Here is a 15,296-nt window from a genome sequence, read left to right as displayed (position 1 = left end):
ACGTACTCGCGGGAGGGGTCAGGTGGTCAGGCAATGGCTGCGGCCGCTCGCTCGGCGAGGTCGAGCAGGGGCTGGGGGAAGACGCCGAGCGCAACCGTGACGATCGCGCAGACACCGATGGTCAGGGCGGCACCGGGACTTCGGCTCATCGTCACGGAATCCCCGTCCGCGTCGGTGAAGAACAGGACGACCACCACCCGGATGTAGAACGACGCCGCGATGGCGCTGCTGACGACTCCGACGATCACGAGAGCTGTCCCGCCGTCGGCGAGGGCCGCCTGGAACACCGCGAACTTGCTGGTGAACCCGCTGGTCAACGGAATGCCGGCGAACGCGAGCAGGAACAACGCGAACGCGCCCGCCACCGCCGGGGACTGCCGACCCAAGCCCGCCCACCGGCGGAGCTCCGACACCTCGCCACCCTGGTCGCGGACCAGCGACACCACCGCGAACGCACCGAGGGTGCTGAACGCGTAGGCCGCGAGGTAGAACAGCGTCGCCGAGACACCGGGGCCTCCGGCGTAGACACCGGTGAGGATGAACCCGGCGTGGGCGATGGAGGAGTAGGCCAGCATCCGGATCACGTCGGTCTGGGTGACGGCGATGACGGCACCCACCAGCATCGTCACGATGGCGACGGCCCAGAGCATGGGACGCCATGCGTCCTGCAGATCGGGGACGCCCACGACCAGGATGCGGACGAGGGCGCCGAAGGCCGCCACCTTGGTTGCCGACGCCATGAAGGCCGTCACCGGCGTCGGGGCGCCCTGGTAGACGTCGGGAATCCACGAATGGAACGGCACCGCACCGACCTTGAACAGCAGTCCCACCGCGACGAGGCCGACGCCGAGAACCCCGAGCACGCGATCGCCGTCGGCCACCGCCAGGTCGTCGAAGCGCACGCTGCCCGCGTAGCCGTAGAGCAGCGCCGTCCCGAACAGGAAGAATGCCGACGAGAAAGCGCCGAGCAGGAAGTACTTGAGCGATGCCTCCTGCGACAACAGGCGTCGACGACGGGCCAGCCCGCACAGCAGATAGAGCGGCAGTGACAACACTTCGAGGGCGACGAACATCGTCAGGAGATCGTTCGACGCGGGCAGCACCATCATGCCGCCGACGGCGAACAGTGTCAGCGGATAGATCTCGGTGCGGGTCACCTTCGCGGTGACGGCGCGGGCCTCGGCGAGGCTGCCGGGGACGACCGACGCGAGAGGTGTGAAGGCGTCCGCCGCTTCCGCTTCGGGATGGTCGACGGTGCGATGGGCCATCAGCGCGATCGATGCTGCCGAGACGGTCAGGAGCACACCCTGCAGGAACAGTGTCGGCCCGTCGACGACGACGGATCCGGCCGCGGCAACGGTACTGGTGCCTGCCAGCGCGATGACTGCCACCAGTGCCGCGGCGAGGGACCCGATGCTCAGGACGAGGTGCGTCGCCCGCCGACGTTCGGCGGAGACGAATGCCTCGACGAGAACTCCGACCACCGCTGCTACCAACACGATGATCATCGGCGAGAGCAGGCTGTACTCGATCGACGGCGATTCGACGGTCATGGTTGCGCCACCCCTGTCTCCACCTGTTCGACGGATGTGCGTTCGACTGCGGGCGTGATGACGTCGAGAAGCGGCTTGGGGTACACCCCGAGGACGATCACCAACGCCAGAAGTGGTGCCACCACCGCTATCTCGCGCGGTACGAGGTCCCCGATGCGGTCGGAGCCGGCCGCTGCCGGCCCTGTCATCACGCGTTGGTAGAGCCACAGCACGTACATCGCGGACAGCACGAGCGCGCTCGCGGCGATAACCGCGGCGACGCCGTATCGGGGGAACGTGCCGATCAGGACGAGGAACTCGCTGACGAACGGGGCGAGCCCGGGTAGCGACAGCGTCGCGAGCCCGGCGACGAGGAAGGTGCCCGCCAGGATCGGCGCCACCTTCTGCACTCCTCCGTACTCGGCGATCAGAGCAGTTCCTCGACGGGTGACCAGGAATCCGGCCACGAGAAACAGTGCAGCCGTGGCAATCCCGTGGTTCACCATGTACAGCGCGGAACCGGCCTGCGACTGGCTGGTCATCGCGAAGATGCCGAGGATGATGAATCCGAAGTGCGAGATCGAGGTGTAGGCGATGAGGCGCATGATGTCCGTCGACCCGATCGCGAGGATCGCGCCGTAGACGATGCCGACCACGGCGAGGGTGATCACGAGCGGCGCGAAGGTGGCCGACGCGTCGGGAAAGAGTTGCAGGCAGTACCGCAGCATGCCGAACGTGCCGACCTTGTCCACGACGGCCATCATCAACACGGCTGTCGCAGGCGTACTTTCGGTCGCCGCCCCGGGTAGCCAGGTGTGCAGGGGCCACAGCGGCGCCTTCACGGCGAAGGCCACGAGGAAGCCGAGGAAGATCGCGTTCAGGACGCCCGGCGACGCACCGAGTTCTCCCGCCGCGGCCGCGTCGGCGATCGCCCGCACGTCGAACGTCCCGGACTCGAACGGGCTGGTGTCCGACGCGGTCACCACGTAGAGACCGATGACCGCCGCCAGCATCACCAGTCCGCCGACCAGGTTGTACAGCAGGAACTTCACCGCCGCGACACGTGATCGCTCCGCGTCCCGTCCGAAGCCGCCGATCAGGAAGTACATCGGTACGAGCATCGCCTCGAAGAAGATGTAGAACAGCAGGATGTCGAGGGAGACGAAGGACACCATGACCATCGACTCGACGACCAGGATCAGAGCGACGTAGGTCTGGGGGCGTCGTGAATCCTGCGCGTGTGCGGTGTCGTTCCACCCGGCCAGCAGGAGCAACGGCACCAGCACGGCGGTCAGCAGGACCAGCGTCAACGCGATGCCGTCGATCCCGAGTGTGTAACCGGCGCCGAACGTCGGTATCCACTCCCGTGATTCGACGAACTGGTAGCCCTCACGCCCGGGCTCGAAGTTCACCGCCAGCGCAGCCGCGAGAACGAGGACCGCGCCGGCAGCACCGACGCCGGTGATCCGCGCGGCGCGGCTGTTCGATCGCGGGACCGCCATGACGGCGAGAGCGCCGAGCAACGGCACGATCCACAGCGCGCTGAGTACGGGAAGGTCGGTCATCGCGTCACCCCCAGTGCCACGGTCAGGGCGACGACGACGAGAACCGCGCCGGTGAACATCGAGAGCGCGTAGGACCGTACGAAGCCGTTCTGCCAACGTCGCAACCGCGTCGAGGCGGTGCGGACCGACAGGGCGAAGGCCTCGACGACGCCGTCGACACCGGCGCGGTCGGCTGTCACGACGGCCTCGGTGACGCGCCGACCCGGGCGCATGAACACGGCCTCGTTCACGGCGTCTCCGTACAGATCGCGTCGTGCCGCGGTGGTGAGCACCGACCCGGCAGGGGCGGTCCGTGGAACAGCCGATCGGCCGTACATGCGCAGCGCCACGGCTATTCCGGCGGCCACGACGACGAGGACGACGGCCGTGACGATCCAGGCGGGCACGACGTGAGCTGCCTCGTGCTCGCCGACGACCGGGGCCAGCCACCCTTCGAGTCGGCTCCCGACCGCGAGAAGTGCTCCCGCGCCGACAGATCCGACCGCCAGCACGATCATCGGTGCCGTCATGCTCGCCGGCGCCTCGTGGGGGTGCGCATGGTCCGTCCACCGACGCTCGCCGAAGAAGGTGAGGACCATGACACGCGTCATGTAGAAAGCAGTCAGACCCGCGCCGACCAGGGTGGCGATTCCCAGCAGAACTCCCTTCACGCCGCCGGCGTCGAGAGCGGCCTCGATGATGCCGTCCTTCGACCAGAATCCCGAGAACGGGGGCACTCCGATGATCGCGAGGTAGCCCAGCCCGAAGGTCACGAAGGTGACGGGCAGGACCGTCCGCAGGCCGCCGAACCGGCGCATGTCGGTCTCGTCGTCCATCGCGTGCATGACGGAGCCCGCGCCGAGGAAGAGTCCCGCCTTGAAGAAGCCGTGCGTGAGCAGATGCATGATCGCCACCGCGTAACCGGCCGGACCGAGACCCGCGGCCAGAACCATGTAGCCGATCTGGCTCATCGTCGACGCGGCCAGAGCCTTCTTGATGTCGTCCTTGGCGCAGCCGATGACGGCGCCGAAGAGCAATGTGACCGCACCGACTGCAGCGACGACGTTCTGGGCGACCGGCGACGCCTCGAACACCGCGCCGGACCGCACGATCAGATACACCCCGGCGGTGACCATGGTCGCCGCGTGGATCAGGGCCGACACCGGGGTCGGCCCCTCCATCGCGTCGCCGAGCCAGGACTGGAGGGGCACCTGGGCGGACTTGCCGCAGGCGGCGAGGAGAAGCATCAACCCGAGTGCTGTCGCCGTGCCGGTGCCGGCGTCGCCGATTCCGGAGAACACGTCGTCGTAGGAGACGGAGCCGAATGTGGCGAACATGATCATCAGAGCCACCGCCAGGCCGATGTCTCCGACCCGGTTGACGACGAAGGCCTTGCGCGCTGCTGTCGCGGCGGAGGGCTTGGCCGACCAGAAGCCGATCAGCAGGTAGGAGGCCAGTCCGACGCCTTCCCAGCCGACATACAGGCCGAGGAAGTTGTCGGACATGACCAGCAGCAGCATCGCGGCGACGAAGAGATTGAGATACGCGAAGAAGCGGCGCCGGTCGGGGTCGTCCCGCATGTAGCCGATGGAGTAGACGTGGATCAGGGCGCCGACTCCGGTGATCAGCAGGACGAAGCAGACGGAGAGTTGATCGAGCCGGAGCCCGAGGTCGACCTGGAGGGTGTCGACGGGTATCCACGAGAACACGGTGCGGGCGAGGGTCCGGTCGTCCTCGGCGCGGCCGGCCATGTCGAGGAACGTCACCACCGCCACGACGAACGATGCGGCCATCGCCGCGCAGGCGAGCAGATGGCCCCACGCATCTGTACGTCGACCTCCGAGGAGGAGCACTGCGGCGCCGAGGAGTGGGATCATGGGCAGCAGAACCAGATTCGTCCCCATGTCAGTACTTCAGCAGACTGTCGTCGTCGACCGAGACGGATCGACGGGATCGGAAGATGGCCATGATGATGGCGAGTCCGACGACCACTTCCGCGGCGGCGACGACCATCGTGAAGAAGGCGAACACCTGGCCGTCGAGTCCGCCGTGCATCCGCGAGAACGTGACGAAGGCCAGATTCGACGCATTGAGCATCAGCTCGACACACATGAAGACGACGATCGCGTTGCGCCGCAGCAGTACTCCGGCGGCGCCGATCGTGAACAGAGCCGCCGAAAGGTACAGGTAGTACTCGGGATTCATGACCGGTCCTCGCGGAACTGTCGGCTCACGGAGTCCGCGGCCGGTGCTCCCCCGGGTAGCCGGGCGGGGATGTCGACGCCGTTGTGTCGGGCGTAGACGCCGGGGCTCGGCAGCGGAGTCACTCGCGCGCCGAGTCGGAAGCGGTCCTGCGACAACTCCTTCTGCGTTCTGGTGCGGCCGATCGCGTCGCGGTGGGTGAGCACCATGGCGCCGATCGTCGCGGTGATCAGCAGGGCGCCGGTCAGTTCGAAGGCCCACACGTAGCGCACGAAGACCAACTCGGCGAGACCCTCGACGTTCGGCGGAGATGCGGCGGTGAACCCCTGGAAGTCGGAAAGCGATGCGTTGCCGAGGCCGCCGATCAGGAGGATGCCGAAGCCCAGTCCGACGACGATGGCCGCGGCGCGCTGTCCACGCAGTGTCTCGATCAGTGAGTCGGACGAGTCGACACCGACGAGCATCAGCACGAACAGGAACAGCATCATCACGGCACCGGTGTAGACGACGATCTGCACGACGCCGAGGAAGACCGCGCCCTGCACGATGTAGAAGATCGCGAGGACGACCATGGTCGAGGCGAGGAACAGTGCCGAGTACACGGCCTTGGCCGAGGCGACGACGCCGATCCCGCCGATGAGGGCGAGAGGCGCGAGGATCCAGAAGGCGACGGCTTCCGACGTCGACACGATCATCGGTCGCCGTCCCGTCGGGCGGTGACGGTGCCGCGGTAGTAGTCCTCGTCGGACGCGCCCTCGGCCATCGCGTGGGGTGGTGCGTCCATGCCCTCGGTGAGCGAGGCCAGCAGGTCCGTCTTCTCGTAGATGAGATCGGCGCGGTTGTCGTCGCACATCTCGTACTCGTTGGTCATGGTCAGGGCTCGCGTCGGGCACGCCTCGATGCAGAGCCCGCAGCCGATGCACCGGAGATAGTTGATCTGGTAGACGCGGCCGTATCGTTCACCGGGAGAGAATCTTTCGGTCTCGGTGTTATCGGCGCCCTCGACGTAGATCGCATCGGCGGGGCACGCCCAGGCGCACAGTTCGCATCCGATGCACTTCTCGAGTCCGTCCGCGTACCGGTTGAGCTGATGCCGCCCGTGGTAGCGCGTCGCCGTGGGAACCTTCTCCTCCGGGTACGACTCGGTCTCGGCTTTCTTGAACATCGTCGCGAAGGTGACACCGAAACCGGCTACGGGACCGAGGAATTCAGGCATCGGTGGTCTCCTTCGCAGTGGGGCGAGTTTTTCGAGCGGGAAGCGGCGGTACGGGGAAGCCGCCGGCATGAGGATCGGCCGGCGCGGTGTTCTCCGGGTCCGAGACGGTGCGCTCGAGCCGGCCCCTACGCAGCGTCCTGGTCAGGACGGCAACCAGGGCGGCGGTGTAGACGAGGGACGCGACCACGGTGACCGGCCGGACGTGTGGTGAGTCGACCAGCAGAATCCGCACGCCGGCGATGACCAGGATCCACAGCAGGGCGGCCGGGATCAGCACCTTCCACCCGAAGTTCATGAACTGGTCGTAGCGCAGCCTCGGCAGCGTGCTGCGCAGCCAGATGAAGACGAACAGGAATCCCCACACCTTGATCGTGAACCAGAGGACGGGCCACCATCCTTGATTCGCACCGTCCCACAGGCTGATCGGGAACGGTGCCCGCCATCCTCCGAGGAACAGGGTGGTCGCGAGCGCGGACACGGTGACCATGTTGACGTACTCCGCCAGCATGAACATGGCGAAGCGTAGCGACGAGTACTCCGTGTGGAATCCGCCGACCAGTTCGCCTTCTGCCTCCGGCAGATCGAAGGGTGCGCGGTTGGTCTCCCCGACCATCGAGGTGACGTAGACGAGGAACGACGGCAGCAGCATGACCACGAACCACAGGCGTTCCTGCGAGGCGATGATGCCCGATGTCGACATGGTGCCCGCGTACAGGAACACGGCAGCGAAACTGAGTCCCATCGCGACCTCGTACGAGATCACCTGCGCGGTCGACCGCAACGCTCCCAGCAGCGGATACGTCGACCCCGACGACCATCCGGCGAGCACGATCCCGTACACACCGATCGAGGTCACCGCCAGGATGTAGAGGACCGCGACGGGCATGTCGGTCAGCTGCAGCGGGGTGATGTGGCCGAAGATCGAGACGGTCGGACCGAACGGGATGACGGCGAAGGCCATGAACGCGGGGACGACCGAGATGACCGGCGCCAGCAGGTAGATGGGCCGATCGACGCCCTTCGGGATGATGCCTTCCTTGAGCGCCAGCTTGATGCCGTCTGCAAGGCTCTGCAGCATGCCCCGCGGTCCGGTGCGGTTGGGACCGATGCGCATCTGCATCCACGCCATGACCTTGCGCTCGACGTAGATCGCGATCAGCGGGGTCAGCACGAGGAATCCGAAGACGGCGAGAGCCTTGGCCACGACGAGCCACAGCGGGTCGAGTCCGAACATCGACAGATCGGTCGGCGTGGTCATCGTTCGCCTCCGACGGCGATCGAGACGGTCGCGCCCGGTGAGACCCCGAGTTCGACACCGATGCGCGACGGTCCGGAGTTCAGGGGGAGCCAGACGACCTGGTCGGGCATCGCGGTGACCAGGAGCGACAGGGTGATCGCACCCGAGGCAGTGGACACGGTGACGGGGTCCCCGTCGGCGGCGCCGATGTCCGAGGCGGTGCCCGGGGAGAGTCGGACCACGGGGGTGCGTGCCGTACCCGCGAGATCGTCCTCCCCGTCCTGCAGGCGACCCGAGTCGAGCAGCATGTGCCAGCCCGCGAGCACCGCGGAATCCGACCCGGGGGCGATGGACGGCACGGGCGGCGGAGCGGCGACGTGCGAGTCGCGCGGCGCGGACCCGGCCGCATCCAGTTCCCGACGAGCCGAGGCTGCATCCGGAAGTCCGAGGTGCACGCCCATCTCCGAGGCCAGCGCATCGAGCACGCGGAGGTCGGACATCCTGGACGGGGTGGGAAGTGCGGCATCGAACGTCTTCCGGCGTCCTTCCCAGTCGAGAAAGGAGCCGGACTTCTCGGCGACGGAGGCGACGGGGAACACCACGTCGGCCATGGCGGTGACCGCACTCGAGCGGATGTCGAGTGCGACGACGAACCGTGCGCGTTCCAGCCCTGCCCGGGCTGCGGCCGGGTCGGGGAAGTCGTCCGGGTCGACACCCGCCACGACCAGCGCACCGAGGGACCCGTCGAGCATCGCAGCGGCATCGCGACCCGGACGCTCGGGGAGATCGGACACGTTCCACGAGGTCGCGACGGCCCGCCGCGCATCCTCGTCGTCGACACGCCGACCGCCGTGCAGAAGTGTGGGAAGCGCCCCTGCTTCGAGCGCCCCGCGGTCTCCGGCGCGGCGCGGGATCCATGCGAGACGGGCGCCGGTCCGCTCCGACAGTCGGACGACGGCGGCCAGGGCGCCGGGACTGGTGGCGGCACGCTCACCGACCAGAACGACGGTGTCGCCGGTGACCGTCTCGGTCCCGAGGGTGTCGAGCACGGCGGCCTCGCGGCCGGGGACCGTCTGCAGGACGTCGGCCGACATCTTGCGGGAGCCGGCCGAGGTGAAAGGTGCGAGCGTGACGACGCGGGTACCACCGCGTCGGACGGCCTTGCGCAGGCGGAGGAAGACGATCGGACTCTCCTCCTCCGGCTCGACACAGACGAGCAGTACGGTCGGCGCCGCCTCGAGGGACGAGTAGGTCACTGCCATGTCGCGACCGGCGACCCGGGCGGTGAGGAAGTCGGTCTCCTCCTCGGACAGTGCCCGCGCGCGGAAGTCGATGTCGTTGCTGTGCAGAGCGACTCGAGCGAACTTGCTGTAGGCGTAGGCGTCCTCGACGGTGAGGCGTCCGCCGGTGAGGACGCCGGCATCTCCCCCCGCGCCGGCCAGTCCGCGGGCTGCGACGGCCAAGGCTTCCGGCCACGAGGCCGGCTCGAGGTCACCGCCGGCGCGGCGCACCAGCGGGGTGGTCAGACGGTCCGGGAGGGTGCCGTAGGCGAACGCCCACCGGCCCTTGTCGCAGGTCCATTCCTCGTTGGTCTCGGGATCGTCCCCGGCGAGCCTGCGGACGACCTTGCCGCGACGGTGATCGGTGCGCTGGGAGCACCCGCTGGCGCAGTGCTCGCAGACACTGGGCGTCGACACCAGGTCGAAGGGGCGGGCGCGGAAACGGTAGGCGGTGTTGGTCAGCGCCCCGACCGGGCAGATCTGCACGGTGTTGCCGGAGAAGTACGACTCGAACGGCTCGGCACCGTAGATCCCGACCTGTTGCAGCGCACCGCGTTCGAGTAGATCGATGAAGGGGTCCCCCGCGATCTGCTCGGAGAAGCGCGTGCACCGGGCGCACAGGACGCAGCGCTCCCGGTCGAGCAGGACTTCCGTCGACAGCGGAACGGGTTTGGGGTAGGTGCGTTTGGTCTCGGTGAAGCGGGACTCCGTGCGCCCGGCGGACATGGCCTGGTTCTGCAGGGGGCACTCGCCGCCCTTGTCGCAGACGGGGCAGTCGAGGGGATGGTTGATCAGGAGCAGTTCCATGACACCGCGCTGCGCCTTCTCGGCGATCTCCGAGCTGTGCTGCGTCCTGACGATCATGCCGTCGGACACGGTGGTGGTGCACGACGCCAACGGCTTCCGCTGACCTTCGACGTCGACGAGGCACTGCCGGCACGCTCCGACCGGGTCGAGGAGCGGGTGGTCGCAGAACCGGGGGATCTGAATGCCCAGCATCTCGGCGGCACGAATGACCAACGTGCCCTTCGGAACCGTCATGGGCACGCCGTCGATCGTGATGTCCACCGTGCTTTGCTGTACTGCGGTCACGCGTACTCACCTGCCATCAGGGTGGAGAGATGCGGGTCGAACGGGCATCCGCCCTGCTCGACATGGGCGACGTACTCGTCACGGAAATGTGCGATCGAAGACACGATGGGACTGGCGGCACCGTCGCCCAACGCGCAGAACGACTTTCCGAGGATGCTGTCCGCGACGTCGAGCAGCTTCTGCAGATCGCCCTCCGACCCGGTGCCGTTCTCGAGCCGTGCCAGGATCTGCACCAACCAGTACGTGCCCTCACGGCACGGGGTGCACTTGCCGCAGGACTCGTGGGCGTAGAACTCGCTCCACCGCCGCACGGCGCGGACCACGCACGTGGTCTCGTCGAAGATCTGCAGAGCCTTGGTTCCCAACATGGACCCGGCGGCGCTGACGCCCTCGTAGTCCAGGGGTACGTCGAGGTGCTCGTCGGTGAAGATCGGCGTCGACGATCCACCGGGAGTCCAGAACTTCAGACGATGACCGGCGCGCACACCGCCCGCGAGATCGAGCAACTCGCGCAACGTGATTCCGAGAGGGGCCTCGTACTGGCCGGGCGTGGTCACGTGCCCCGAGAGGGAATACAGCGTGAACCCGGGCGACTTCTCGCTCCCCATCGACCGGAACCACTGCGTCCCGTTCGCCAGGATGGACGGCACGCTCGCAATGGATTCCACATTGTTGACGACGGTCGGACTTGCGTAGAGGCCGGCCACCGCGGGGAAGGGCGGCCGCAGCCGGGGCTGGCCGCGTCGCCCCTCGAGCGAGTCGAGAAGGGCGGTCTCCTCGCCGCAGATGTAGGCACCGGCGCCGGCATGGACGACGAGGTCGAGATCGAAGCCCGACCCCTGGATGTCCCTGCCCAGGTACCCGGCGTCGTACGCCTCCGCGACCGCGGTCTGCAGTCGCCGGAGTACCGGAACCACCTCGCCGCGGAGATAGATGAAGGCGCGCGTGGACCGGATGGCGTACGCGGCGATGATGATGCCCTCGACCAGCACGTGCGGTGTGGCCATCAGCAGCGGCATGTCCTTGCACGTGCCGGGCTCCGACTCGTCCGCGTTGACCACCAGATAGTGCGGCACTGTCTGGTCCGCGGGTGTCGGACCGTCCTGCGGGATGAAACTCCACTTCATGCCCGTCGGGAATCCGGCGCCACCGCGGCCGCGCAGACCAGACTCCTTGACGGTGGCGATCACCTCGTCGGGCGCGGAGGACAGCGCCGCCCGCAGGCCGTCGTAACCTCCGTGTCGGAGATAGGTCTCCAGAGTCCAGGACTCGGGTTCGTCCCAGTAGCGGCTCAGCACGGGGGTCAGCGTCACGGCCGTGGTCCCTTCGGAACGTCGGCGGACGGTGCGGGCGCCGGCTTGTCGCGGGTGGAATCGGTGGGCACCGCTGCCGCGTCCGGCGCGGGCACCTCGGCTCGGCGGTCGTCCGTCGAGGGTGCTGCCATTCCCCGTTCGCGGGCGATCGTCAGGCCGGCCAGGGTGGCCGGTCCCGCGGTGGCGGTGCCCCCGGCGCCCGGTCGAGGATCGGGGAACCCGGCGAGAATGCGCGACGTCTCGCGGAACGTACACAGAGTCGCGCCGCGTGTCGGTGTCACGGGAGCGCCCGACCGCAGATCGTCGACGAGTGTTCGCGCCGACTCGGGCGTCTGGTTGTCGAAGAATTCCCAGTTGACCATCACCACCGGCGCGTAATCGCAGGCGGCATTGCACTCGATGTGCTCGAGGGTGATCGCATCGTCGCCGTCGAGGTGCTCGGTCAGCGCGTCGTAGATGGCGTCGCCGCCCATCACCGCGCACAACGTGTTGGTGCAGACCCCGACGAGGTAGTTCGCGGTGGGTTCGCGTCGGTACATCGAATAGAACGTCGCCACCGCCGCGACCTCGGCCCCCGTCAACGACAGGGTGGCGGAACAGAAGTCGATCGCCGCGGGAGTGAGATAGCCGTCCTCGGCCTGCAGGAGATGGAGGATCGGGATGATGGCCGACCGCGGGTGGGGATAGCGCGCGATGATCTCCGCCGCATCACGAGTGAGTCGGCCCAGCACCGCGTCGGGATAGCTGCGTCGGGCACCCGGCTGCACCAGCTGAACCCGTTCCTCCGGCTTCGGCCCGAACGCCACGAACACCGGTTCGTGCATGCTCGATTCCGGCCGGCCTCCGGCCTTCCCGCTGCTCATCGGTCCACCCCACCCATGACGGGATCGATACTGGCCACCGAGGCGATGACGTCGGACACCATGCCTCCCTCGCACATAGCGGCCACTGCCTGGAGATTGGTGAACGACGGATCGCGGAAATGGACCCGATACGGTCTCGAGCCGCCGTCGGACACCATGTGCACGCCCAACTCGCCGCGTGGCGACTCGACGGCCACGTACACTTGACCCGCGGGCACGCGGATTCCCTCGGTCACCAGTTTGAAATGGTGGATGAGCGATTCCATGGACCCGTCCATGATCTTCGCGACGTGTTCGCGGGAGTTGCCCAATCCGTCGGATTCGGAGACCAGATCCGCCGGCCATGCGATCTTCTTGTCCGAGATCATCACGGGCCCCGGCCGCAGGGCGTCCAGGCACTGCTCGACGATCTTCAGTGACTCCGTCATCTCGTCGACACGGATGAGATAGCGCGCGTAGCAGTCGCTTTCCTGCTCGGTGATCACGTCGAACTCGTAGTTCTCGTACCCGCAGTACGGCTCCGCGCGCCGCAGGTCGTGCGGCAGTCCGGTGGCGCGGAGAACGGGGCCGGTCACTCCGAGCGCCATGCACCCCGTCAGATCGAGGAAACCGATGCCGCGGGTCCGCCCCTTCCAGATGGGGTTGTCGTCGAGCATCGCACCCATGTCCCGCAGTCGAACCGGCAACAGCGTCAGCAGGTCCCGGATCTTGGGTACCGCGTCGTCCGGAAGGTCCATGGCCAGCCCGCCGGGGCGGATGAAGGCGTGGTTCATCCGCAGGCCCGTGATCGTCTCGAAGATGTCGAGGATCAGTTCCCGCTCCCGGAAGCCGAACAGCATGGCGGTGACGGCGCCGAGTTCCATGCCGCCGGTCGCCAGCGCCACCAGGTGCGAGGAGATCCGATTGAGCTCCATCAGCAGGACACGCACCACCGTCGCGCGCTCGGGAATGTCGTCGGTGATCCCGAGCAACTTCTCGACGCCCAGGCAGTAGGCGGTCTCGTTGAAGAACGGCGACAGGTAGTCCATACGTGTCACATAGGTGACGCCCTGAGTCCAGTTGCGGTACTCCAGGTTTTTCTCGATACCTGTGTGCAGGTAGCCGATTCCACACCGCGCCTCGGTCACCGTCTCGCCCTCGATCTCGAGAATCAGGCGCAGCACTCCGTGCGTCGACGGGTGCTGGGGACCCATGTTGACGACGATGCGCTCCTCACCGGCGGTGCCGGCCAGATCGACGATCTCGTCCCAGTCCTGTCCCGATGCGGTGTAGACGGTCGGTGTGTCGTGATCCTTCTCGAGTGTCATCAGTTGTACGACCTGCGCTGATCGGGGGGAGGAATCTGCGCGCCCTTGAATTCGACGGGGATGCCGCCCAGTGGATAGTCCTTGCGCTGCGGGTGACCCGCCCAATCGTCCGGCATCTGTATACGTGTCAACGACGGGTGGCCGTCGAATTCGATGCCGAAGAAGTCGTACGTCTCGCGCTCGTGCCAGTCGGTGGTGGGATAGATGCCGCACAGGGAGGGAATGTGCGGATCCGACTCGGGCACCGACACTTCGAGACGCAGTCGGCGTCCGTGGGTGATGGACTGCAGGTGGTACACGGCGTGCAGTTCACGACCAGCGTCGTCGGGACGATGCACCCCGCTGACTCCGAGACAGAGTTCGTAGCGCAGAGCCGCATCGTCACGCAACGCCGAGGCGACGGACGGAAGGTGGGTCCGCGCGATGTGGAAGGTGAGTTCGCCGCGGTGGACGACGGCTCGTTCCACGGCGTCGGACAGGTGACCGCCCAGCGCCCGGTCGAGTGCCACGGCGACGTCCTCGAAGGAACCGTCGAAAGGTCGAGTTGCGGTGTCGTGTCGGGGTTTCGGCGGCGCCAGTCGACCGTACCCGGACACGTCGCCCGATCCGCGGACGCCGAACATGCCTCGCGGCCCCCGGGTGCTCACCGGAACAGCGTCTTCGCGTCGATGACGGACGGTGAGGCCAGTGCAGCCTTCTCGGTCTCGGCGATCGCACGGACCCGGTCGACACCGAGTGGCATCGCTTGGATGGACGCGTGCAGTTGCAGAATGGCGTTGATCAGCATCTCCGGACGCGGCGGGCACCCGGGGAGGTAGATGTCGACCGGAACCACGTGATCGACGCCCTGGACGATGGCGTAGTTGTTGAACATCCCGCCCGACGATGCGCAGACACCCATGGCCAGAACCCATTTGGGCTCCGCCATCTGGTCGTACACCTGCCGCAGGACGGGAGCCATCTTCTGGCTGACGCGTCCGGCGACGATCATCAGATCGGCTTGGCGGGGTGAGGCTCGGAACGCTTCCATCCCGAACCGTGCCAGATCGAAGCGGCCCGACGTGGTGGACATCATCTCGATGGCGCAGCATGCCAGCCCGAACGTCGCGGGCCACAGGGACCCTTTGCGCGCGAAGCCGGCCAGTCCCTCGACAGTGGTCAGCAGGAAGCCGCTCGGCAGCTTCTCTTCCAATCCCATTCGATCACTTCTTCCACGACGTGTGGATCAGTCCCAGCTGAGACCTCCACGACGCCACTCGTATGCGTAGGCGACGGAAACGTTGACGATGAAGAGGGCCATCGCAGCCAAGCCGAAGACGCCCAGCGCCTCGAAGTGCACAGCCCACGGGTAGAGGAACACGATCTCGATGTCGAAGATGATGAAAAGCATTGCGGTGAGGTAGAACTTGACCGGAAAGCGGCCACCACCCGGATGCTGCGGTGTGGGCTCGACGCCGCATTCGTAGGCATCGAGTTTGGCGCGGTTGTAGCGCTTCGGGCCCACCGCGGACGCGACGAAGACCGAGAACACGGCGAAGGCGACAGCGATCACACCGAGTACGAGGACTGGCACATAAGCATTCATGCCGCTCGAACTCCTGCCTGTCGTGTCGGCTCCCGAGGGAGTCGAAACCATCAGTGGAAGTGACCTGTGCCACACAGTAGGACGTTCGACGGCGCGATGGGTCTGATTTCGAGCGTTGTCACGAC

At 67.0% G+C, this 15,296-nt stretch carries 14 protein-coding genes; all 14 read right to left on the bottom strand.

What is annotated here, in order from left to right; translation table 11 throughout:
* Nucleotides 1-26: 26 nt before the first annotated feature.
* Genes nuoN through AC0IX4_RS08535 form a run of 14 tightly spaced genes read right to left on the bottom strand, consistent with a single transcriptional unit; the run spans nucleotide 27 to nucleotide 15,171 of the window.
* Nucleotides 27-1,553, bottom strand: coding sequence for an NADH-quinone oxidoreductase subunit NuoN (gene nuoN, locus AC0IX4_RS08600; RefSeq protein ID WP_471828695.1), 1,527 nt, complete (start codon nucleotides 1,551-1,553; stop codon nucleotides 27-29).
* The gene (locus AC0IX4_RS08595) at nucleotides 1,550-3,097 is read right to left on the bottom strand and encodes an NADH-quinone oxidoreductase subunit M (protein WP_471828694.1); all 1,548 of its coding nucleotides are present in this window, start codon (nucleotides 3,095-3,097) and stop codon (nucleotides 1,550-1,552) included. The genes nuoN and AC0IX4_RS08595 overlap by 4 nt, the downstream gene beginning before the upstream one ends.
* Entirely contained in the window at nucleotides 3,094-4,980 is a 1,887-nt protein-coding gene (gene nuoL / locus AC0IX4_RS08590; protein ID WP_471828693.1) for an NADH-quinone oxidoreductase subunit L, read from the bottom strand. The genes AC0IX4_RS08595 and nuoL overlap by 4 nt, the downstream gene beginning before the upstream one ends.
* 1 nt (nucleotide 4,981) lies before the next feature.
* Entirely contained in the window at nucleotides 4,982-5,281 is a 300-nt protein-coding gene (nuoK, locus tag AC0IX4_RS08585) for an NADH-quinone oxidoreductase subunit NuoK (RefSeq protein WP_042576312.1), read from the bottom strand.
* Nucleotides 5,278-5,973, bottom strand: a complete 696-nt coding sequence (locus tag AC0IX4_RS08580; protein ID WP_471828692.1) for an NADH-quinone oxidoreductase subunit J — start codon at nucleotides 5,971-5,973, stop codon at nucleotides 5,278-5,280. The genes nuoK and AC0IX4_RS08580 overlap by 4 nt, the downstream gene beginning before the upstream one ends.
* Nucleotides 5,970-6,494, bottom strand: a complete 525-nt coding sequence (gene nuoI, locus AC0IX4_RS08575) for an NADH-quinone oxidoreductase subunit NuoI (RefSeq protein WP_042576310.1) — start codon at nucleotides 6,492-6,494, stop codon at nucleotides 5,970-5,972. The genes AC0IX4_RS08580 and nuoI overlap by 4 nt, the downstream gene beginning before the upstream one ends.
* Nucleotides 6,487-7,752, bottom strand: a complete 1,266-nt coding sequence (gene nuoH, locus AC0IX4_RS08570) for an NADH-quinone oxidoreductase subunit NuoH (RefSeq protein WP_471828691.1) — start codon at nucleotides 7,750-7,752, stop codon at nucleotides 6,487-6,489. The genes nuoI and nuoH overlap by 8 nt, the downstream gene beginning before the upstream one ends.
* On the bottom strand, nucleotides 7,749-10,103 hold the full coding sequence (locus AC0IX4_RS08565; RefSeq protein ID WP_471828690.1) for an NADH-quinone oxidoreductase subunit G: 2,355 nt from the start codon (nucleotides 10,101-10,103) through the stop codon (nucleotides 7,749-7,751). Before AC0IX4_RS08565 ends, nuoH begins: the two co-directional genes overlap by 4 nt.
* Nucleotides 10,100-11,416 (bottom strand): NADH-quinone oxidoreductase subunit NuoF, encoded by a 1,317-nt coding sequence (gene nuoF, locus AC0IX4_RS08560; protein WP_042576308.1) that lies wholly within the window; start codon nucleotides 11,414-11,416, stop codon nucleotides 10,100-10,102. The genes AC0IX4_RS08565 and nuoF overlap by 4 nt, the downstream gene beginning before the upstream one ends.
* The gene (nuoE, locus tag AC0IX4_RS08555; protein WP_471828689.1) at nucleotides 11,413-12,279 is read right to left on the bottom strand and encodes an NADH-quinone oxidoreductase subunit NuoE; all 867 of its coding nucleotides are present in this window, start codon (nucleotides 12,277-12,279) and stop codon (nucleotides 11,413-11,415) included. Before nuoE ends, nuoF begins: the two co-directional genes overlap by 4 nt.
* Nucleotides 12,276-13,586, bottom strand: coding sequence for an NADH dehydrogenase (quinone) subunit D (gene nuoD, locus AC0IX4_RS08550; protein ID WP_056074157.1), 1,311 nt, complete (start codon nucleotides 13,584-13,586; stop codon nucleotides 12,276-12,278). Before nuoD ends, nuoE begins: the two co-directional genes overlap by 4 nt.
* Nucleotides 13,586-14,209, bottom strand: coding sequence for an NADH-quinone oxidoreductase subunit C (locus AC0IX4_RS08545; protein ID WP_471828819.1), 624 nt, complete (start codon nucleotides 14,207-14,209; stop codon nucleotides 13,586-13,588). The genes nuoD and AC0IX4_RS08545 overlap by 1 nt, the downstream gene beginning before the upstream one ends.
* Nucleotides 14,210-14,229: 20 nt before the next feature.
* Nucleotides 14,230-14,784 (bottom strand): NuoB/complex I 20 kDa subunit family protein, encoded by a 555-nt coding sequence (locus AC0IX4_RS08540; protein WP_042576304.1) that lies wholly within the window; start codon nucleotides 14,782-14,784, stop codon nucleotides 14,230-14,232.
* Nucleotides 14,785-14,811: 27 nt separating this feature from the next.
* A complete protein-coding gene (locus tag AC0IX4_RS08535) occupies nucleotides 14,812-15,171 on the bottom strand; it encodes an NADH-quinone oxidoreductase subunit A (protein WP_042576303.1) in 360 nt (119 codons plus the stop codon).
* Between the last annotated feature and the right edge of the window lie 125 nt (nucleotides 15,172-15,296).

Source organism: Rhodococcus sp. AC861 (assembly GCF_979256035.1).
The sequence above is the reverse complement of the archived record's forward strand: the minus strand, read 5'-3'. Positions and strand labels throughout refer to the sequence as shown.